Here is a 20,256-nt window from a genome sequence, read left to right as displayed (position 1 = left end):
CCCGTGCTCCCACCCCCTCGGAGGTACCCCCGTGTCGCGCACCACGCCGGCAGCCCGCCCGGACCACCAGGCCCCGCCCCCCATGGACGAGGAGGAGCGGCTCAGGGAACTCGGCTACCAGCCCGTCCTCGCCCGCCGGATGGGCGGCTTCGGCAACTTCGCCATCAGCTTCTCGGTCATATCCGTGCTGTCCGGCTGCATGACCCTGTACGGCTTCGGCCTGGGCACCGGCGGCCCGGCCGTGATGCTGTGGGGCTGGGCCGGCGTGGGCCTCTTCGTCCTCTGCGTGGGCCTCGCCCTGGCCGAGGTGACCAGCGCCTACCCCACCTCCGGGGCGCTCTACTACATGGCCGACCGGCTCGGCGGGCGCCGCTGGGGCTGGTACACGGGCTGGCTGAACCTGCTCGGGCTGCTCGGCGCCATCGCCGGCATCGACTACGGCGCCGCCCTGTTCACCGGCGCGTTCCTGAACCTCCAGTTCGGCTTCACGCCCACCCCGGGCTCGACCTTCCTGATCTTCCTGGCGATCCTGCTGCTGCACGCCGTGCTCAACCTCTTCGGCGTCCGCCTGGTGAGCGTGCTCAACTCCGTCAGCGTCTGGTGGCACCTGGGCGGCGTCGCGCTGATCGTCGGCGCGCTCGCCTTCGTCCCCGACCACCACCAGCCGGTCTCGTTCGTCTTCACGAAGTTCGTCAACGACACCGGCTGGGCCAACCCGTTCTACGTCGCCGCCGTCGGCCTCCTGCTCGCCCAGTACACCTTCTCCGGCTACGACGCCTCCGCGCACCTCTCGGAGGAGACCTCCAACGCCTCCGTCGCCGCGGCCAAGGGCATCGTCCGGGCCATCTGGGCCTCCTGGCTCGCCGGGTTCGCACTGCTGGCGGGGCTCACCTTCGCCATCCAGGACTACGCGGCCGTCGCGGGCAGCGCCACCGGGGTCCCGCCCGCCCAGATCTTCCTCGACGCCCTGGGCTCCGGCGGCGCCAGGGCGCTGCTGCTCGTCGTCATCGTGGCCCAGCTGTTCTGCGGCAACGCCGAGGTCGCCGCGGCGAGCCGGATGGTCTTCGCCTTCAGCCGTGACAACGCGCTCCCCGGCTCGGCCCTGTGGCGCAAGGTCAGCGGCCGCACCCAGACCCCGGTCCCGGCCGTCTGGCTCTCCGTCGCCGTGGCCGGCGTCCTCGCCCTTCCCTCGCTGTGGTCCGCCACGGCGTACGGTGCCGTGACGGCCATCAACGTCATCGGCATCACCCCGGCCTACGCGATCCCGGTCTACCTGCGGCTGCGCGCCGGCGACCGGTTCGAGCCCGGCCCCTGGAACCTGGGCCGCTGGAGCCGGCCGGTCGGCTGGGTCGCGGTCGTGTGGGTGGCCGTGGTCACCGTGCTGTTCTGCCTGCCGCAGAAGTCCCCGGTGACGATCGACTCGATGAACTACGCGGTGATCGCCCTCGTGGTCGTCCTGGCCCTCGCGAGCGCCTGGTGGTACGCGGCACGGCGCTCGTACAGCACCCCCTCCGCCTACGGCAACGCCCGCGAGCAGGCGGACATCGCGGAGGGCATCGTCTGACCCTGTCCCGGCCCCGGTCAGGCGTCCGGGTCGCAGGCGCCCGGGTCGCAGGCGCCTTCGTCCGCGACGGGCATGAAGCCGATGCATTCGACGTCGATCTGGTCGGCCAGTTCCACCAGGATGTTGGCCAGGCCCAGGGTCGTACCCGGGTCGAGGTCGGTCTCGCCGTCGTACACCGACTGCAGCCAGCCGCCCGCGAGGCGCCGCAGCAGGGCCGTCACCTCGTTGGCGGGGATCAGCAGTCCGCCGTCCGCCACCGAGACCAGGGGTACGTACGCGTTCATGGCGACACCTCCTCCGCTGTTGCGTTCAGCTGTCGGGTCCGGCCGCCGCGATGGCGGCGAGGGCCGAGCCCGGGTCCTGCTCCACCACCAGGTCGCCCAGGCTGACCACGCCGACGAGCCCGCCGTCCCCGGTGACCACCGGCAGGCGGCGCAGGGCCTTGCGCCGCATGAGGGTGATGGCCTCGTCGACCCCGTCGTCGGGGCCGACGGTGACCGGGTCGGTGGTGCAGACGGCATGCACCGTGGTTTCCGACGGGTCCCGGTTGTCGGCCATGGCCCGGACGACGAGGTCGCGGTCGGTCAGGATGCCGCGGAGCCTGCCCTCGTCGACGACGAGGACGTCGCCGATGTCGGCGTCCCGCATCACCCTGGCCGCCTCGGCGAGCGAGGTCTGCTTCTCGACGGTCACGGGGTTCTTGGTCATCACCTCGTGCACACGACGGGCCATGGCTCCTCCCAGTGCCGGATAGGGCCCCCAGCAGGCGGTTACCCGCCCCGGGCCGGGGCAATCTCCTCCGCAGCCGGGTAGGTGTGGCGCTCAGGCGGCGGGGGCCGGCAGGGCTGCGTCCAGGCGGTGGAGCGCGGCCCGGCGCTGGACCAGGGCCAGGCCCGCCACCCCGGCGCCGAGGGCCAGCCAGCCCGCCGGGCCCGCGGCCATGACGGCGCCGGTCAGCAGCAGCGGTCCGACGGCCTTCTGGGCGGACGGGGAGATGCCGGCCACCCCCAGGTAGGAGGCCCGTGCCTGCTGCGGCGCGAGGGAGACGGCCAGTTCCCAGGAGCACACCGAACGCACCAGCTCGGCGGCGGTGACCAGGACCGCGGCGCCGAGCAGGGTGGCGGAGGCGGTCCAGGGGCCGTGGGCGGGGGTGAGCGCGAGGAGGGCGCAGGCGGCGAGCAGGAAGAGCCCGTACCAGCCGACGGCGCCGGCCGCCTGGCGGGCGGTGCTCACCTTCGCGGAGACGGCGAGCTGGAGGACGACGACGAGCACGGTGTTGAGGGCGAGGAAGGCCGGGACGACGGCGTGCGGGGCGTCGGTGTGGTGGACGAGCCACAGGGGCAGGCCGACGTTGAGGAGCGAGTCGTCCAGGTTGAGCGGCATGTCCAGGAGGACGAAGCGGAGGTAGCCCCGGTCCCGCCACGGGCTCCTGGGGGCGGACGCGGAGCCGGCGGAGGGCGTGGCCCCGTCCTGCGCCGCGCCCTCCCCCGCGGCCGGGCGTGCCGCGGCGATCAGGCGGCCGTGGCCGTGCGGCTCCCGGGTGCGCCAGACCAGTGCCGAGGCGGCCAGGAAGGACAGGGCGTTGCCGAGGATGAGGAGCTCGTACGCCCCCCGGGTGCCCACGGCGAGGCCGATGGCGGCGATGCCCGCGCCGACGGCGTACCCCGCGTTGGCGGCGCTGCGCGACAGGGCCTGGTACGTGGCGCGGCGTTCGCCCGCCACCCGGGTGGCGAACAGCATCTCCAGGGTCTTGGCCGCGCGGTCGCCGAGGTGGGTGAGGGCGACGATGGGCAGGAGCAGCTCGAAGCGGGTGACGACGAGCATCGCGCAGAGGGCGGCGAGCCGCAGCAGGTGACAGGCGATCAGGAGGGGGCGTACGGGGTACCGGCCGGCCAGGTGGCCGGCGAGCGGGGAGCCCGCGATGCCCGCGAGGGCGCCGACGCCGAGCATGAGGCCGAGGCGGCCGGCGTCGAGGCCGACGACGAAGGTGAAGAAGAGGACGGAGGAGGCGGCCCAGACGCCGGTCCCGGTGCGGTCGAGGAGCTGGCCGAGAAGCATGATCCGGGCGTCCCGGCCGCCGGGAGGCCGCCGCAGCTGGGCGATCAGACCACCCGTCGCGCCCCCTGCCTCCGGGGCGGGGCCCGGGCCGGGCGGAGGGTCCGTGGGCCGGGCCGGAGCCGGGTGCGCGGCTGAAGCGGGGCCCGGGCCCGGGGCCGGGACGGGGCCCGGAGCCGGGACGGGGCCTGGGGCCGGGACGGGGCCCGGGGCCGGGACGGGGGCCGGGCCCGGGCCCGGGGCAGGGCCTGGGGCCGGGGCCGGGGCCGGGGCAGGGGCCGGGGCAGGGCCCGGGGCCGGGGCCGGGGCCGCCTGCGCGGGCTGCTCGTCGGTCGGGCCCGGGTCCGGGGCGCCGTCGTGCCCGGTGTCGTTGCCCCTGTCGCGCCCTGTCGTGCCGTGCCGCCCCATGCCCGGTCTCCGCCTTCCCCCGTCCGAAAGTATCTCGATGTCGAGATACCAGGCGGTAGCCTGCCCTCCCAGCTATCTCGACGTCAAGATATTTCGGAAGCCGGGTCCCCGAAGCCCCACCCCGCCCGGCGTACCGGGCGGGGCGGGGCGGGGCCGACGGCTAACCCGGCAGCAGGGTCGAGGCCACCCCCGCCGGGACCGGGGCCAGGCCCGCCGGGCGGGTGGTGAAGGTGCCCCGGCCCTGGGTGCGGCCGCGCAGGCGGGACGCGTAGCCGAAGAGTTCGGCCAGCGGCACCGTCGCCGTCACCACCGCGGTCCCGGCCCGGGTGGCCGAGCCCGTGACCCGGCCCCGCCGGGCGGCGAGGTCGCCGAGGACCGCGCCGACGGACTCGTCCGGGACGGTCACGGTGACCTCCGCGACCGGCTCCAGCAGCTCCAGCGTGCTCGCCCGCAGGGCTTCCCGCAGTGCGAACCGGCCGGCCGCGCGGAAGGCGAGCTCCGAGGAGTCCTTGGAGTGGATCGCCCCGTCGGTGAGGACGACCCGCAGCCCCGTCACCGGGTGCCCGCCGAGGGGACCCTCGGCGAGCGCGTCCCGGCAGCCGGCCTCCACGGCCCGCGCGTACTCCGCCGGGACCCGGCCCCCGACGACCGTCGAACGGAACGCGAAGCCCGGCTCGCCCAGCGGCTCGACGTCGATCACCACATGGGCGAACTGGCCCGCGCCGCCGTCCTGTTTGACGTGCCGGTGGACCAGCCCGGTCACCCCCTCCACCACGGTCTCCCGGTAGGAGACCCGCGGACGGCCCACGACGACCTCCACGCCCTGGTCCCGGCGGATCTTCTCCACCGCGACTTCCAGATGGAGCTCGCCCAGCCCCGACAGCACGGTCTGTCCGGTCTCCGCGTCCGTCCGGACCACCAGCGAGGGGTCCTCCTCGGCGATCCGGGCCAGCGCGGCGGAGAACCGGCCGGTGTCGGTGCTGCGGCCCGCCTCGACCGCCACCGACACCACCGGATCGGCCACGGACGGCGGTTCGAGGAGCAGCGGGGCCCCCGGCGCGCACAGGGTGCTGCCGGCCCGGGCCGCCTTGGGCCCGATCACGGCCACGATGTCACCGGCCACCGCCTCCTCCCGTTCCTCGTGCCGGTCGGCCTGCACCCGCAGGATCCGCCCGACCCGTTCCGTCCTGCCCGTACCGGGGTCCAGTACGGTGTCGCCCTTGCGCAGGGTGCCCGCGTAGAGGCGTACGTACGTCAGCCGTCCGGTCGGCGTCGCCGTCACCTTGAAGGCGAGCGCCGCCAGCGGCTCCGCCGGGTCGGCGGCGCGGCCCTGTACGGGCGGCATGTCGGCCGGCGACGGCAGGTACGCCACCACCGCGTCCAGCAGCGGCTCGATCCCGCGGTTGCGGTACGCCGAGCCGCACAGGACCACGACTGCCTCCCCGGCCAGGGTCAGCTCGCGCAGGGCGCGGACCAGCGTCGCCTCGGCGAGGGAGCCCGTCGCGCAGAACTCCTCCAGGGCGTCCGCATGGAGTTCGGCCACCGTCTCCTCCAGGAGGCGCCGGCGCCGCTGCGCCTCCTCCAGCAGCGCGTCGGGGACGGGCGCGGTCTCGTACGAGTCGGCGCCCGCACCCCAGAGCAGGGCGCGCATCCGCAGCAGGTCGACGACGCCGGTGAAGGCGTCCTCGCGGCCCACGGGCAGCTGGACGACCAGGGGGACGGCGCCGAGCCGGTCCCGGATGGAGGCGACCGCCGTGTCGAGGTCGGCGCCCGCGCGGTCGAGCTTGTTGACGAACGCGATCCGGGGCACGCCGTGCCGGTCCGCCTGCCGCCACACCGACTCGCTCTGCGGCTCGACCCCGGCGACGGCGTCGAACACCGCGACGGCCCCGTCGAGCACGCGCAGGGAACGCTCGACCTCATCGGCGAAGTCGACGTGGCCGGGGGTGTCGATCAGGTTGATCCGGTGTCCGTCCCAGGCGCAGCTGACGGCCGCGGCGAAGATGGTGATGCCGCGGGCCCGTTCCTGGGCGTCGAAGTCGGTGACGGTGGTTCCGTCGTGGACCTCTCCGCGCTTGTGGATGGTACCGGTGGCGAACAGGATCCGCTCGGTGACGGTCGTCTTGCCCGCGTCGACGTGGGCGAGGATGCCGAGGTTGCGGACGGCGGCGAGGGGGGTGGTGCTGGTGCGAGTGCGCATGGCCCATGGCCTTTCGGTGCCTTGGATCAGGAGGTGGGCGGCGCGATTCCCGTGCGTACCCCTACGCGCATGCGCATGTGCGTGTGCGTGTGCATGCGCGGCCTTGGACGACAGGGCGTCATCGTCGGCCGGGCGAGGACCACTTCATGGCCCGGGCGGGTACGTTCACGGGCGTACGGTGACAGCCGCGCAGCTGTTACCGCGCGGTGCGAGACACCGGGATCACGTCGTACCGGGCCGGGGGAACGAGGGCGGCGGCGGTGTGCGTGCGCATGTCCCTGCTCCCCTTCTCTTCGTCCGACGGCATGAGGCGCGCGGGCCGGTCCGGCGGCGCGCACGGCGAGTGTAGGCAGCGCGCGCCGCCGGGCGCACCGGGTTTTCGCGTCCTCAGACGAGGAGGCGTTCACGCAGCCGGCCGACGGTGTCCGGGGTGATGCCGACGGTGTCGGTGAGGTAGGCGGACGGGGAGCCGTAACGATCCGTCAGGTCGGCGAGGACCAGGGCCATGACGGTGGCCGGAGCGCGCCCGTACGAGGGCCAGAGCAGGGTGCGGCCCGGGTTGGCGGCGTGCCAGTCGGCGGTCAGGCGGGCGGTGGCGAGCTCGGTGAGGGCGAAGTCGGCGAGGATCTCCTCCTCGGGAGCGCCGAGGAGAGTCAGGACGAGGGCGGCGATGAGGCCGGTGCGGTCCTTGCCGGAGGTGCAGTGGAAGACGGCGGGTCCGGGTCCGTCGGCGATGAGACCGATGGCCCGGCGGATCTCCTCGACCCCGTCCTCGGCGACTTCGGCGAAGCGGTCGGCGAGGTAGCGCCAGGGGTCGAGGGCGGGGTCGATGGCGGCCTGGTCGTACGGGCGGTGCTCGATGCTGAGGTTGGCGTAGGTGAAGCGCTCGGCCTGCGGTATCCGGCCCTTGGCCTCGATCTCCCAGGGGTAGCGGAGGTCGATGACGGTACGGATGCCCAGGCCGAGGAAGCGCTCCCAGTCGGCGCCGGCCGGGTCGAGCTTGCCCAGGGAGTCGGCGCGGTAGAGGACGCCCCAGGCGGTGGTCCGGCCGTCGGCGCAGCGGTAGCCGCCGAGGTCGCGGAAGTTGTGCAGGCGGGTGAAGGGGATGTGGCGCGGGGAGGACATGGGCGAACTCCTGTGGCGGGTGGGGAGGTTGTCGCCCCAGGATGCAGGATCCGGACGCAGGACGCAGGACGCTGGACGCTGGATACGTCACGCGTCGTCGGGGGCGGCGTCTTCCGGGAGGGAGGCGGCGGGGTGCGGTGAAGTGATGTACCACAGGCCCGCGTCGGACCTTCTCGCGGTCCAGTCGCCGGGAAGGGGCAGGGACCCGGGGAACTTGACGCCGGTGAACTCGGTCCGGGCGTTGAAGGCCGTGCCGTCGAAGGTCAGACCGGCACGGAAGGTGGTGTCCGCGAGGGTGACGGTGCCGTCGAAGGCCGCGCCGTCGAAACCCGTGCCGGTCACGAACTCGGTGCGCAGGAAGCTCACCGGCCCCAGGAACCGCGCGTCGGCGAAGCTGCTCGGCCCGTTCTCGACCGTCATGTCGCGCCACGTGAGCGAGCCGGAGAAGACCGTACGGTCGAAGGAGACACCGCCGGCGCAGACGGTGCTCGCGAACGAGGCGCGCCCGTTGAAGGCGGCCCCGGTGAAGACCGCGGCCTCCTCGAACGCCCCCATGGAGAAACTCGCCGCCCCCTCGAAGACGGTGGAGGCGAAGCGGGCCGGGCCGTTGAAACGGCCGGCCCGGAGCAGGGCGATCCCCTCACACCGCGCGAGGTCGAAGACCGCCGTCGACATGAAGCGCGTATCGGCCACCGACAGCGAGCCCCGCCACACGGCGGACTCGAAACTCACCGGCCCGGCCAGGGTGGAGTCCTCCAGCAGCATCGAGCCCTCGTACCGCACGTGGCGGAAGTCGGCCTCCCCCTCCACGGTCACCCGCCGCAGCCGGTGGAAGTCCCCCATCAGAGCACTCTGGAAGCAGACATCGCCCTTCCAGGTGACCTGCGTGAAGTGCGCACCCCGCCGGAAGACCGCCCGGCGGAAGCCGGCCCGGCCCTCGAACCTGCTGTGCGGGAACCCCACGGTGTCTTCGAAGACGGCCCGGTCGAAGGAGGCGTCCGCGCGGAACACCGCCCCCGAGAAGTCCACCGGGCCGGCGAAGGAGGCGTCCGAGAAGTCGGCCGCTCCGGTGAACACCACCCCCTCCTCCTCCCAGCCGTCCACGAAGCGCGCCTGTGCGAAGGCCGCCGCGCCGAGCGTGATCTGTCCCGTCCCCGGCTCCCGTACCGCGTCGAGGACACGGCGCAACAGGCCCTGGGTGAGGGGGATCCCCCTGAAATCGACCGACGAGCCCGGGCCGAGGGAGCTCAGCACCGCTTCCTGTTCCCCGGGCGGCAGGTGCGCCAGGCAGGCGTGGCGCTCCAGCAGCCGGCTGCCCGGGCAGCCCAGCGGGTCGGTGTCCGAGGCACCGGCGCGGCACCGGTGCCAGGTGACCGCCGTGCCGCGCGCGGACTCGTCGGCCTCCGTCAGCAGTTCCGCCAGTTGCCGGGGGCCGCCCTCGTACACCCAGGCCCCGGCACCGTCCCCGAGCGGGGTGAGCACGCTGAGCGCGGTCGGGCCGAGCAGTGCGCCGAGTTCCTCGTACAAACGCTGGGAGAGGACGAGCAGGAGCCGCCCGGTCCGCCCCCGCCGGGCGCTCCGTAACCGCTCCCCGATCAGGTCGTGCTCGATCAGCCGTTCCGGTTCCCGCAGCGGATGCTGCGGGTCGCCGGTCCCCAGCACCATGGCGAGCGGCGGCTGGACACCCTGCCCGGGTCCGTCCCCGTACCGGGCCAGCGTCGCCGGCAGTGCCGCCAGCAGCCGCCCCGCGCGGCCCAGGGCGCCGGGCGCGTTCAGGACCACGTGCAGGGTCCTCGAACCCTCTCCGCCGACCGGTGTCCCCCGGACCTGGGCATCCGTCATCAGCCGGGCCATCAGGTCGCGCAGCTCCGCGCCCGCCGAGCTGCCGCGGGGCACCGCCCCCTGGCCCACCCGTACGTCCACGGTCACCTGCGGACCGCCCTCGTCCCCCCCGAGGTGGGGGACCGCGGCCGGGTGGCCGTCCAGCGCCGCGCGGAAGGCGGGCTGCTCCAGCAGGGCGGCGGCCGTCAGGAACACCAGGCGGTCGCGGTACACGGTGTGCACCACTCCGAGCAGCCGGCCCTCGTGGGACACCGGGGCTCCGACGAAGTGGGTCCAGGTCTCCGGGTCCGGGGAGGGCAGGACCAGTTCCCCGTTGGCCGCTCCGCCGTCGCGGACCAGGGTCGCGGTCAGCGCGGCCGGCTGCCCCGCCTCCGTGGCCCCGTCGACGCGGACGCGCGCCGCGGCGCCGGCGGGGGCCGTCCCCCAGGGCTGCGGGACGAACCCCGCCGGGTCCGTCAGGTCCCCCTCGCTCTCCAGCAGCAGTACGGGCGGGCTCGCGTCGTCCCACCACACCGGCCGGCAGGCGAACTCCCGGCCGCCCGCCCTGACCCACACGGTCTCCCCCGGCCCCGCCGCCTGCCCCACCGTGAGCACCAGCCGCGGCGCGAGCAGGATCCCGACCTCACCGGGCTCCCTCAGCGGGTCGAAGCCGACCCGGACCACCCGGCCGCCGGGCCCCGGGTCCGCCACGGCGGCGGCCGCGCCCGGCTCCCGGCCCGCGCCCGTCCCCCGGCGTTCGCCCGGCTCCCGGCCCGCGCCCGGCCCGCGGCGTTCGCCCACCTCCCGGTCCGTGCCCGGCCCGCGTTCCCCCACCGGCCCGCGTTCCGCGAACGGCAGAGCCCCCTCCGGGACCAGCCGCCGGCCCTCCGTCCCCGTCGTGACCCGGGTCGCCGAGAAGTCGGGGCCCGTGCCCCGGTTGCGGGACATGTACTCCCACACCCTGCGGCGTACCAGTTCCCGGACCTCCGCCACGTCCCCGCGCAGCTGGGAGCCCAGCAGCACCTCCCGCACCCCCGGAAGGAACTCGAACTCCGCCTCCTCGGGCCGCTGTTGCCCCCGCCACGGGGCGAACAGCCCGCCCAGGGCCACCTCGGCCAGGTGGCCGTGCTCGGAGCCGCGCAGCAGGGAGCGGCGGACCAGGGTCATCACGGGCAGCGTCAGCGGTACGGCGGCCAGGTGCGCGGCGAGTTGCTGCGCGGTCGGGGAGGCGCCGGCCCGGAAGCGTTCCACCAGCTCCAGCGGGTCGGCCGCCGGGCGCGCCGGCCCCGGCACCGGCGGCGTCACGGAGGCGCCCGCGTCGAGCCGCAGGCAGGCCAGGCGGCGCCAGCGCCCGTCGCCGGACACCACGCGGACGAGGCGGGCCAGGCTCCCGGAGGCGAGGCCGACGACCGGGACCACCGGCCCGCCGCCGCGCGCCCGCCGGGCGGCCGGCACCCGCTGCCAGGAGCGGGTGGCCGCGGCGGGCCGCTCGGAGCGGACGGCGAAGGGCACGGGCGCTACGGCGCCCCGGGTCCACAGCCGTTCGGGCAGGACGTTGAGCACGGCCACGGCGTTGTGGCTGCTCCAGTGGCGCAGGACGGCGCGCAGCGGGGCCTCCTGCCAGCCGCCCGCCACGGTGTCGGAGAGGACGAGGATCAGCCGCCGGCCGGCCGGGTCGGCGAGTTCGAGGGGGTTGCGGGGCGGTCCGCCGGGGCCCCGGGCGAGCTGGGGGGTGCCGCCGCGGCCGGTGCCGGTGAGCTGCCAGGTGCGTACGTCGCGGAAGACCCCGCTGCGGGTGAGGACCCCGCGCAGTTCGGCGACGAGGTCGGCCCACAGCAGCATCGAGTGGTGGGCGTCGACGACCAGGGCCAGGTCCAGCCAGCGGCTCTCGGCGGGGCGCAGCACCGGGGTGGGGACCATGGCCTCGATGCTGCGCTCGACGGTGAGCTGTTCGTCGAGTTCCTCGCCGGGGCCGCCGATGGAGCGGCGTCCGACGGGCCGCAGGGAGCGCATGAGGCCGAGCGGGTCGTCGAGGGAGGCGGTGCGCGGCAGGCGCAGGGGTACGCCGCGCCGGCCGGACGCCCCGTCGGCGCGGCCGTCGGGCGGGCCGGGGCGGGTGGTGGCGGGGAAGAGCTGGTCCGTGCCGGCGCCCGGTGCGGGGGCGGGTCCGGCCGGGGGGTCGGGCGGGTCGGGCGGCGGTGCGCAGGCTTCGGCGCCGTCGGCGGCCGGGGCGGGCGTGCGGGCGTCCGCGGCGGCGGGGTCGACGCGGGCGGCCAGCCACAGGATGTCGGCGATCTCCTCCGCCCCGATGGCGGTGCGCGGGGCGGCTCCGGCCTCGGCGCCTTCGCCGAAGGCGGCGAGGAGCTTCTCGATCACGCGGTGGGCCCGGTCAGGTGCTGCATGACGGTGGCGAGGAAGCGGTCGCGGTCGCCGGGGGCCGACCAGGCACCGGCGAGGCGCAGTTGGATGGCGTTGAGGAGCTGGTCGGTGGCGAGGTCGCCGTCGTCGGCCCGTTCGAGGAAGCTGCGGACGAGGTCCTGGTACTCGGCGCCGTCCGCCGCGGTGATGTCGACGCCGAGCCGTCCGCGCACGATCCGGGCGAGCTTCTCGGGGCCGGGGGCGTCGAGGTGGAGGCGGACGCAGCGGCGCAGGAAGGCGGGCGGGAAGTCGCGTTCGCCGTTGCTGGTGAGGACGACGACGGGGAAGTAGCTGCACTGCACGCGGCCCTGGGTGACGGCGACGCCCGCGTCGGGGTCGTCGTCGGTGCCGATGGCGACGGTCGGCTCCTCCTTGGCGAGGCGGGCGAGTTCGGGGATGACGAACCCGCCGTCCTCGAAGACGGTGAGGAGGTCGCCGGGCAGGTCGATGTCGCTCTTGTCGATCTCGTCGATGAGCAGGACGCGGGGCCTGGGCTGGGGCAGCAGGGCGGTGCCGAGCGGGCCGAGGCGCAGGTAGCGGGCGACGGAGGGGGCGGGGACGGCCGGTCCGGTGGCGGCCGGGGCGCCGGGGAGGCGGACCTGTTCCAGTCCGGCTTCCTGGAGCCGGCCGATGGCGTCGTAGAGGTAGAGGCCGTCCCGCAGGACGGTGCGGCTGGTGATCGGCCAGTGCAGGACGGGGCCCAGGGCGAGGTCGGCGGCGATGCTGTAGGCGAGGGTGGACTTGCCGACGCCGGGCTTGCCGGTGACGAGCAGGGGCCGGCGCAGGTGGAGGGCGGTGTTGACGACGTCCTTCTCGGGTTCGTCGGGGACGTACCCCTCGCCGCGCCGCCGGGTGCGCTCCCAGGCCTCCCCGGTGCAGCCGGGCGGCCGGTAGTCCGGGTCGGGGCGGCCGGTGAAGTCCCGCCAGGGCGGCGGCGATCCGGCCTCCAGGCGGGCGCGCCGGTCCTCGCCCCGGCCCGTGCCCTGGTACAGCCACCAGTCCTTCGCCACTGCCTCTGCCTCCATCGTCATCGTCGCGTGAAGTCGTCGTGAAGTCGTGCGGTCGGTCGGGCCGTTCGGATCGTGCGTGTGGTCCGGATACTTCGGGTGCTTCGGGTGCTTCGAGTGCTTCGAGTGCTTCGGGTGCTTCGCTCGGATACGGGGTCACAGCAGGGAGCGGAGGTCGATCGTGTCGTCGGGATCGTCCCACAACAGCACCAGCCGGTCTGCCCCTTCGGCCGCTCCCCCGGCGGCCGCCCGGCGCGCTTCGCGCACGCGGGCGGGCAGGCCGAGCACCGCCGGTGCGCCGGGCAGGGCCTCCGGGGAGAGGCGGGCGGGCAGGCCCCCGGCGGGCGCGCCGCCGCCGCGCTGCCAGACGGCGGCCGGGACGCCCCCTTCGAGGACCGCCTCCAGCAGGGCCTCCGTCCGGGCCGCCGAGGCGTGCCCGAGGACGCAGGCGGGCGCGGTGCGGGCGCCCAGCTGCACCCCGAGGGCGTCGGTGACCTCCGGGTCCTCCACCACCCGTACGGTGTCCGGGTGGCGGCCTCCCTGGGCGTGCATCCAGCGCCATTTGGCCCGCCATTCGGTGCGGGTGTCCTCCCGTTCCTGCGGACAGCGCACCACCACCTCGTAGAGCATGCCGAGGGGGCGGGTGCGGCCGCCGGGTCCGCGGGGGACGGGCCACTGGTCGAAAGCCGTCTCCAGCATCTCGTACGGCACGTGGAACTCGATCCGCCCGATGCCCTCCGAGGCCTGTCCGGTGCCGTCAGCCTCCTTCGGCTCGGCGCCGAACAGGGCGAGCTGGCGCAGCAGTTCGGCGCGCACGACGGCCGCCGGCACCGGGCTGCCCTCCGACTCCCATATGTGGCGGGTGTGTTCGCCGCGCAGCCACATCCGGGCGAGCAGGCCGTCCTCGCCGCCCGGCGGGGACTCCAGCCGGACGTGCAGCACGGCCTGCCGGGCGGGGCCGGGCGGCGGACGCAGCACGGGCAGGGAGAGGCGCCGGCGGGCGGCGCGGACCCACAGGGCGAGCCGGGCGGCCCAGACCGGGTCGCCGAGGCCGCCCGCGGCGCCGGCGGGACGGGCGGCCCGGTCGGCGAGGTAGTGGACGAAGGGCACGGCCAGGGGCATGCCGCCGCGGCCGCCCTGCCGTTCGTCGAGGTCGGCGGCCACGTCGAGGAGGCTGTCGGCGGGCAGCCCGTGGTGGACGGGGGCGGCGCAGCCTGCTTCCTTGAACGCCCACGCGTAGGCCTCGTAGGCGCAGCGCGGCAGGGCGCGGCCCTCGAACAGCTCGCCGAGTCCGTCCCAGCCTGCCTGGTCGAGGCGGGCGGCCCGCGGCAGGGCGGGGCCGTAGAGGCCGTCGTCGAGGAAGGAGCCGGCGTCCCAGTCCCGGTCGACGAGGAACTGGGGCAGCTGCCAGCCTTCGCCGCGTTCGCGCAGTTCCTGGAAGGTGCGGTGGATGCGGCGGGCGGCTTCCGGGAGGCCGGTGACGCCCTCGCGCACGGACCGGTCGCCGAGTTCCGCGAGGAGGGCCTCGGTGAACCGGCCGGCGCCGCGTTCGGCGTCGTTCTGCGCGGCTTCGCCCTCGCGGGAGGCGTAGAGGCGGAACTGCCGCCGGCCGGGGACGGTCGCGCCGCCGCCGTAGTCGGTGCTGCCGAAGTTCCACCGGCTGTCGCGGGGCGCGTCGACCCGGCAGGCGTCCACCAGCGCGGCCTGGAGCGGGAACCGGCGGTGCTTGACCAGGTCGGTCTTCCACCAGCGCAGCGCGGAGTCGAGGTTGAGGTGGCGGATCTGGCCGGGTCCGGCGTCGGCGCAGGGCAGCATCAGCTCCCCGTCGCGTCCGAGGTAGCCGTGGCCGGCCCAGAAGATCCACAGCAGGTCGCCGTCGCACTGCGGGAGTTCTTCGAGCAGGGCCGACTTGACGTTCGCCTCGGTGGCGGGCCGGTACGCCGTCCTCAGCTCGGCCAGGCCCGGGGAGGCCGTCCAGTCGAGCCGGCCGGGGTCGTCGAGCGGGGAGAGCAGCAGCCGTACGTTCGCCGCCGGAACCTGGCCGGGGCCGGTGAGCCAGCGGGCGAAGCGCAGGGCGTCGCGGGCGGGTCCGCGCAGGTTCCAGTGGTGGCTGATCCCGTACCGCTCGACCCCTGCGACGAGGGCGAAGGTGCGCCGGGGCGCCAGGGCGGCGGGCAAGTACGGTGGGCCGGACGGGAGTTCGAGGTCCGTGTCCGGCCGGAGTCCGGGGTGGGTCACCCGATGCCCGCTTCGGCCACCGCCCGTTCGATGCGCTCGTAGAGGGACCGCTGTTTCCAGTAGGCGCTGTGGGAGGCCGGGAACGGCTGGCGGCTGCGGATCTCGTGGTCGGTGACGCGGGGGTCGCCGGGGAAGACGGGTCCGGCGACGTAGGAGAGGACGTCCTGGCGGTCGTACACGTTGAGCCAGCGCGGGAAGCCGTACGGGAGGGCGCTGCCGGGCGGGAGGGCGGTGAGGGCGCCGAGTTCGTACAGGTACGGGGCCTGCGAGCCCACGGTGACCAGCAGTTCGGCGCCGGGCACGGGCCCGCCGGTGGCGGCCTCCAGGGCGAGCAGGTCGACCAGGGCGATGCCGCCGAGGCTGTGGCCGATGAGTACGGTCGGGCCCGGTTCGGCGGTGATCCTGGCGTGCAGGAACGAGCGCAGTTCGGTGCCGCGGGCCTGGTAGCGCAGGATGTCGCCGAGGGCGGGGGTGGCGCCGGCCGTGAGGGAGCCGCGCCAGGCGTTGAGCAGCGGCTGGGTGGAGACGCGCAGGGCGAGCCGGCCGAGGAAGGCGGCCGCGCGGGCGCCGGGGACCCGGGCGCCGCCGCCGAGGCGGGCGGTCAGCAGTTCGACGAGCCGGTCGCGTTCGGCGGCGGTGCAGTCGGCGTCGGTCCCGGCGGTGGCGAGGGCTCCGGCGGTGACGGACCGGGCGAGGGCGGTGGCCAGCTCGCGGGCCTGCGGCTCGGCGGTGGCACGGGCCCCGGCGCGGGCGGCCTCGGCGGAGCCGGCGGCGGCCCGCAGCGCGGGGCGGAACCCGGGGGCGAGGCCGGTGCCGTCCAGCAGGGCGCGGAGCTCGCTGCCTTCGCCGCGCGGGCCGTAGGGGGCTTCGGCGAAGCGGTGCAGCAGGTCCAGGACGCGGGTTCCGGCGGGCTGGACGCCGGGCATGGCGAAGGGGTCGTCCCCGGCGTCGGCCCCGGGCCCGCCGGCGTCCCAGCCGGCCTCCGCCAGCACCCGGAGCTCGCACAGGGGGTCGGCGAGCAGCAGCCCCCACTCGGCGGTCTCGGTGTCGGCCGCGTCCGCGCCGCCGGCTGCGGCGGCGCGCAGTCCGGGGACGGAGCGGCCGCCGGAGCCGAGGGCGGCTCCGAAGCGCTCGCCCCAGAAGCAGGAGTCGACGGCCGCGCCGGGGAAGCGGCCGGTGAGCCGCTCGCGCACCAGCGCGAAGAGGGTGTCGTGCCGGTCGCGCCGTACGCCCGTGCCGTGAACGAACAGAAACCGCATCGCCTTTACCGCCCCCTCGTCTGCCGGCGCGTCTGCCCCCGCCCGGCACGATAGCGCCGTGCGGCGAACGGGGGGTGGCGAACGCGGAGTTCAGGCCGCGGATGGTGCGGGGAGGGTCATGCGGGGGGTTGTGGGGGGACGGCCAGCGGTTTGCCGAGGGGGCCGCGCGGGATGTGGTCGACGAGGTGGACCCGTCGGGGTTCGGCGCCGAGGCCGCGGGCGGCGGCGCGTACGCCCTCCGCGGTCAGGGGGCCTCCCCCGGCGACGAGGATGTCGTACGCCTCGCCGCCCCGCGGTCCGGGGGTGCGCACGCAGGCCACGTCCGCCCCGGGGAGTGCGGCGGCCAGCCGGGCGGCGATGGCGCCCAGGTCGTGCCGGATCCCGTTGGCCTTGAGCAGGTGGGCGCGGCGGCCGCGGCGCAGGAAGAGCCGGTCGCCGAGGCGGTGCACGAGGTCGTCCATCTCGTGGTGCGCTGGGCGGCCTCCGTCGGGGAGGGCCGCGAGGCGGGGGCCGGTGACGGTGAGCGGGCCCTCTGCGCCGACGGCCGGGGCGGCGAAGGCGACGTCGTCCAGGAGGGTCCACGCCCCCTGCGGGTCCCAGCCGCTGCGGTGCGCGACGGCACCGGTCTCGGTGGAGCCCAGCAGCTCGATCAGGTCGATGCGTGGGTCGTCCCGGAACCGGCGTGCCTCGGGCGGGAGTTCGGCGGAGCCGTGGAGGAGGACGAGGTGTTCGAAGGAGGCCGTCCAGCGCGGGTGGCGGGCCAGGGCCCGGAAGGTCCGCGGGATGGCGACGACGGCGATCCGCCGGGCGGCGACGGGCGGGGGCGGGCAGTCGTCGGCGGGCCAGAACCACACCGGCAGCCCGGTGAGGGCGGGCAGCATCATCGTGGCGGAGGCCCCGAAGGCGTGCCGGGGCGGGACGAAGCTGACGACGGCCCCGGGGGCGTACGGGGCCAGCAGGCGGGCGGCGTGCGCGGCGTCGGCCGCGAGCAGTTCGCCGGACAGGACCCGTCGGACGGGCTCACCGGTGACGCCCGAGGTGTGGAACTCGTACTGCCCTGCGCGGAGTTGCCCGAGCACGCGAGCGGCTTCGGCGGTGCCGAGCCGGTCCCAGGGCAGGTGCCAGCCGCCGGGGGGCGTGCGGTCGGGGGCGGCGGCCCCGATGCCGGGGCGCTCCGCCGGCGCCTCGAAGGTGAGGGTCGCGTACCCCTGCGCGGGGAGCGGGGCCACGCCCTCCGGGCCCTCCCGGCCGTCCGGGCCGCTCACGACGCCTCCGGCGGGGCGTCGCAGGGCCGGCCGGGGCGGACACCGAGAGGGTCCCGGGCCGGATATCGACGGCGTTCACGGTCACGGCCGGCGCCGAGGCCGTCCCGGTCCGGCCCGTACGGGGCGTGGGGCCGCCTCCGGCGGTCGCGGTGGCGTTGGCTGAGCATGCGCGGGCCCCCTGTGCGGTCGGCTGCGTCGGGCCGCACCGGCTGCGGCCTCCGCTCGCCTCAACGAGGCCGCGCCCCCGGGGAAACGGCACCGCCGGGCTCCCGCGCGGGCGTACCGCTGCGCGGAGCCGTCTCCCGGTCCCGCCCTTTCGCCGTTTCTCCCCCGGACCCCGTTCCCGGGCTCCACCCCCAGACCCCCAGCGCCTCGAACGCCGGCGGCGCCGGATTTTGGGGGCAGGGGTGGAGCCCCTGGGCACGGAGGAAGGGCGGGCAGGGGACCTCGCCCCGCGCGGCGCCCCACGGGCCCCGGCCCCTCGCCTCACGCCCTCTAGCCGTCACCTGTGACATGTGAAATATTACCTGCGCCCCAACTCCCGGAAAGGTCACCCCCGTTGCGCAGACTTGCCGCGGCGGGAGCGGCGATATCACTCACCGCTCTCGCCTTCCTCGCCACCCCCGCCCAGGCGGCCGCCCCGCCCCCGCCGGCCCCCGCCGCCCCGCAGGCCGGACAGGAGGCCGCCCCGCCGCCCGCGCCCCTCGAACTCCAGCGCCAGGCCCTGCGCCGCCAGGCCATGGAGGGCGTCGCGGCGAGCGGCGGCGCAGGCGGATCGCGCCGGGCCGGCCCGGCCCCCCGTACCGCCAGGATCGGCGACCAGTACGTCGAGCTCTCGCAGGAGCGCAAGGACAAGGTGTTCGTCATCCTCGCCGAGTTCGGCGACGAGACGGACCCCCGCTTCGGCGGCACCCCCGGCCCCGTGCACAACACCATCGCCAAGCCGCCCAAGGACGACAACCACACCCTCTGGCGCAAGGACTTCGACCGGGACTTCTACCGGCAGCAGTTCTTCTCCGCCGACCCGGGCGCGGCCTCGATGCGGGCCTACTACAACCTCCAGTCCTCCGGCCGCTACGACCTCGACGGCACGATCACCGACTGGGTCAAGCTCCCCTACAACGAGGCCCGTTACGGCACGGACAAGTGCACCGAGTCCGGCCAGTGCCGCACCAACTGGGACCTGGTGCGCGACGCCACCAAGGCCTGGTACGACTCCGAACTCGCCAAGGGCCGTACGCCGGAGGAGATCAAGGCCGAGCTCGCCCCGTACGACGTGTGGGACCGCTACGACGCCGACCACGACGGCAACTTCAACGAGCCCGACGGCTACCTCGACCACCTGGTGATCGTCCACGCGGGCAAGGACCAGACCTGGGGCGGCGGCGACCAGGGCAAGGACGCCATCTGGGCCCACCGCTGGTTCGCCTACTGGGACCAGGCCGGCACCGCGGGCCCGGCCGGCAACAAGGCGGGCGGCACCCCGGTCGGCGACTCCGGCATCTGGGCCGGCGACTACCTCACCGGCGGCGAGAACAGCGGCGCGGGCCTCTTCTCCCACGAGTTCGGCCACGACCTGGGCCTGCCCGACCTGTACAGCTCGGACGGGGACAACGCCGTCAACTTCTGGTCCCTGATGTCCTCGGCCTCCTACCTGGGCAAGGGCCCCAACACCACGGGGCAGTTCCCCGGCGACCTGGACCCGTGGAGCAAGCTCCAGCTGGGCTGGCTGGACTACACGGAGGCCGACGCGGGCCGCAGGACCCGCGCCACCCTGGGCGTCTCGGGCTACAACACCCAGGACCCCCAGGCCCTCCTGGTCCACCTCCCGCCCTCCACCACCCGCACCGAGCTCACCGACCCGTACGAGGGCGCGAGCCAGTGGTGGAGCGGCACCGGTGACTTCATGGACAACACCCTCACCCGCACCGTCGGCCTCTCCGCCGGGCCGGCGACCCTCGGAGCCCGCCTCTGGTACGACACGGAGCAGGACTTCGACTTCCTCACGGTCGAAGGCTCCTCCGACGACGGCGCCACCTGGACCCCGCTGCCCGGCACGGTGAACGGGACGGCCATCCCCGCGAAGGGGGTCTCCGGCTCCTCGGCCGGCTGGACCGAACTCAAGGTCCCGCTCCCGGCCGCCACCACCCGGATCCGCTTCCACGCCACCTCGGACGGCAACACCCACGGCCGCGGCGTCACCTTCGACGACCTGCGCATCACCTCGGACGCCGACGGCCGCACCCTCTTCACCGACGGTGCCGAGAACGGAACCGGCGACTGGACGGCCCGCAAGTGGTCCCGCACCGAGGGCCGCACGGGCACGGAGTCCCACCCGCGCGCCTACTTCGCGGAGAACCGCCGCTACACGGGCTACGGCTCCTACCTGCGCACCGGTCCGTACAACTTCACCTCCACGGACAACCGGGTCGAGTTCTACCCCTACCAGCAGGGCGTGCTGCTCTGGCTCTGGGACACCGCCTACAGCGACAACACCACGAAGGCGCATCCGGGTTCGGGCCTGATCCTCCCGGTCGACGCCCGCCCGGACGCCCTCCGCTACCCCGACGGAACCTTGGCCAACGCCCGGGCCCAGACCTTCGACGCGACCTTCTCCACCCGCCCCGCCGACCGCGTCACCTTCCACAAGACCGGCAGCACCCTGACCGTCCCCTCCCGCCCGGGCGTCGCCGTCTTCGACGACCACCGCACCTCCTACTGGAACGCGGACCTGCCCCAGGTGGGCGTCAAGGTCCCGGACACCGGCACCCGCCTCCAGGTCCTGCGCGAATCCGCCACGACCACCACCCTCCAGCTCTCCCCGTCCGCCCCCTGACCCCGGGCGCGCACGCGCGAGCGCCCCGCCGGGACCGCCCGGCGGGGCGCTCGTCTTCCG

12 protein-coding genes are annotated in these 20,256 nt (G+C 75.5%); 2 read left to right on the top strand and 10 right to left on the bottom strand.

The window, feature by feature from the left end; all coding sequences use genetic code 11:
- Positions 1-82 precede the first annotated feature (82 nt).
- Entirely contained in the window at positions 83-1,564 is a 1,482-nt protein-coding gene (locus B4U46_RS27825; RefSeq protein WP_079432021.1) for an amino acid permease, read from the top strand.
- A 17-nt stretch (positions 1,565-1,581) separates the two neighbouring features.
- Here the strand turns inward: B4U46_RS27825 and B4U46_RS27820 are convergent, their stop codons facing one another.
- The 10 genes from B4U46_RS27820 to B4U46_RS27775 form a co-directional block, all read right to left on the bottom strand.
- Positions 1,582-1,848: a DUF6213 family protein gene (locus tag B4U46_RS27820; RefSeq protein ID WP_079430385.1), complete on the bottom strand. Its 267-nt coding sequence runs from the start codon at positions 1,846-1,848 to the stop codon at positions 1,582-1,584.
- A 25-nt stretch (positions 1,849-1,873) separates the two neighbouring features.
- Positions 1,874-2,296 (bottom strand): CBS domain-containing protein, encoded by a 423-nt coding sequence (locus B4U46_RS27815; RefSeq protein ID WP_079430384.1) that lies wholly within the window; start codon positions 2,294-2,296, stop codon positions 1,874-1,876.
- 90 nt (positions 2,297-2,386) lie between these two features.
- Entirely contained in the window at positions 2,387-3,622 is a 1,236-nt protein-coding gene (locus B4U46_RS27810) for an MFS transporter (RefSeq protein ID WP_079430383.1), read from the bottom strand.
- A gap of 565 nt (positions 3,623-4,187) precedes the next feature.
- The gene (gene fusA, locus B4U46_RS27805) at positions 4,188-6,227 is read right to left on the bottom strand and encodes an elongation factor G (protein WP_079430382.1); all 2,040 of its coding nucleotides are present in this window, start codon (positions 6,225-6,227) and stop codon (positions 4,188-4,190) included.
- A gap of 387 nt (positions 6,228-6,614) precedes the next feature.
- Positions 6,615-7,352, bottom strand: coding sequence for a tyrosine-protein phosphatase (locus B4U46_RS27800; RefSeq protein ID WP_079430381.1), 738 nt, complete (start codon positions 7,350-7,352; stop codon positions 6,615-6,617).
- A gap of 87 nt (positions 7,353-7,439) precedes the next feature.
- Positions 7,440-11,549 (bottom strand): pentapeptide repeat-containing protein, encoded by a 4,110-nt coding sequence (locus tag B4U46_RS40005; RefSeq protein ID WP_079430380.1) that lies wholly within the window; start codon positions 11,547-11,549, stop codon positions 7,440-7,442.
- A complete protein-coding gene (locus B4U46_RS27790; RefSeq protein WP_167747610.1) occupies positions 11,546-12,616 on the bottom strand; it encodes an AAA family ATPase in 1,071 nt (356 codons plus the stop codon). Before B4U46_RS27790 ends, B4U46_RS40005 begins: the two co-directional genes overlap by 4 nt.
- Positions 12,617-12,754: 138 nt before the next feature.
- Positions 12,755-14,836, bottom strand: a complete 2,082-nt coding sequence (locus B4U46_RS36750; RefSeq protein ID WP_107438327.1) for a caspase family protein — start codon at positions 14,834-14,836, stop codon at positions 12,755-12,757.
- The gene (locus tag B4U46_RS37565) at positions 14,833-16,095 is read right to left on the bottom strand and encodes a hypothetical protein (protein ID WP_079430377.1); all 1,263 of its coding nucleotides are present in this window, start codon (positions 16,093-16,095) and stop codon (positions 14,833-14,835) included. The genes B4U46_RS36750 and B4U46_RS37565 overlap by 4 nt, the downstream gene beginning before the upstream one ends.
- Positions 16,096-16,211: 116 nt before the next feature.
- The gene (locus B4U46_RS27775; RefSeq protein WP_079430376.1) at positions 16,212-17,360 is read right to left on the bottom strand and encodes an AMP-binding protein; all 1,149 of its coding nucleotides are present in this window, start codon (positions 17,358-17,360) and stop codon (positions 16,212-16,214) included.
- A gap of 559 nt (positions 17,361-17,919) precedes the next feature.
- On the opposite strand from B4U46_RS27775, the gene B4U46_RS27770 reads away from it, so the two are divergent.
- Complete coding sequence (locus B4U46_RS27770; RefSeq protein WP_079430375.1) at positions 17,920-20,196, top strand: immune inhibitor A domain-containing protein; 2,277 nt, start codon at positions 17,920-17,922, stop codon at positions 20,194-20,196.
- The last annotated feature ends 60 nt before the right edge of the window (positions 20,197-20,256 follow it).

The sequence above is a fragment of the Streptomyces katrae genome (assembly GCF_002028425.1).
Lineage (GTDB): Bacteria > Actinomycetota > Actinomycetes > Streptomycetales > Streptomycetaceae > Streptomyces > Streptomyces katrae_A.
The sequence above is the reverse complement of the archived record's forward strand: the minus strand, read 5'-3'. Positions and strand labels throughout refer to the sequence as shown.

What these genes read in the sequence shown, in the direction of transcription:
- B4U46_RS27825 (WP_079432021.1), top strand. Translation starts at nt 83, where the DNA reads ATGGACGAGGAGGAGCGGCTCAGGGAACTCGGCTACCAGCCCGTCCTC.
- B4U46_RS27820 (WP_079430385.1), bottom strand. Translation starts at nt 1,848, where the DNA reads ATGAACGCGTACGTACCCCTGGTCTCGGTGGCGGACGGCGGACTGCTG.
- B4U46_RS27815 (WP_079430384.1), bottom strand. Translation starts at nt 2,296, where the DNA reads ATGGCCCGTCGTGTGCACGAGGTGATGACCAAGAACCCCGTGACCGTC.
- B4U46_RS27810 (WP_079430383.1), bottom strand. Translation starts at nt 3,622, where the DNA reads ATGCTTCTCGGCCAGCTCCTCGACCGCACCGGGACCGGCGTCTGGGCC.
- fusA (WP_079430382.1), bottom strand. Translation starts at nt 6,227, where the DNA reads ATGCGCACTCGCACCAGCACCACCCCCCTCGCCGCCGTCCGCAACCTC.
- B4U46_RS27800 (WP_079430381.1), bottom strand. Translation starts at nt 7,352, where the DNA reads ATGTCCTCCCCGCGCCACATCCCCTTCACCCGCCTGCACAACTTCCGC.
- B4U46_RS27790 (WP_167747610.1), bottom strand. Translation starts at nt 12,616, where the DNA reads ATGGAGGCAGAGGCAGTGGCGAAGGACTGGTGGCTGTACCAGGGCACG.
- B4U46_RS37565 (WP_079430377.1), bottom strand. Translation starts at nt 16,095, where the DNA reads ATGCGGTTTCTGTTCGTTCACGGCACGGGCGTACGGCGCGACCGGCAC.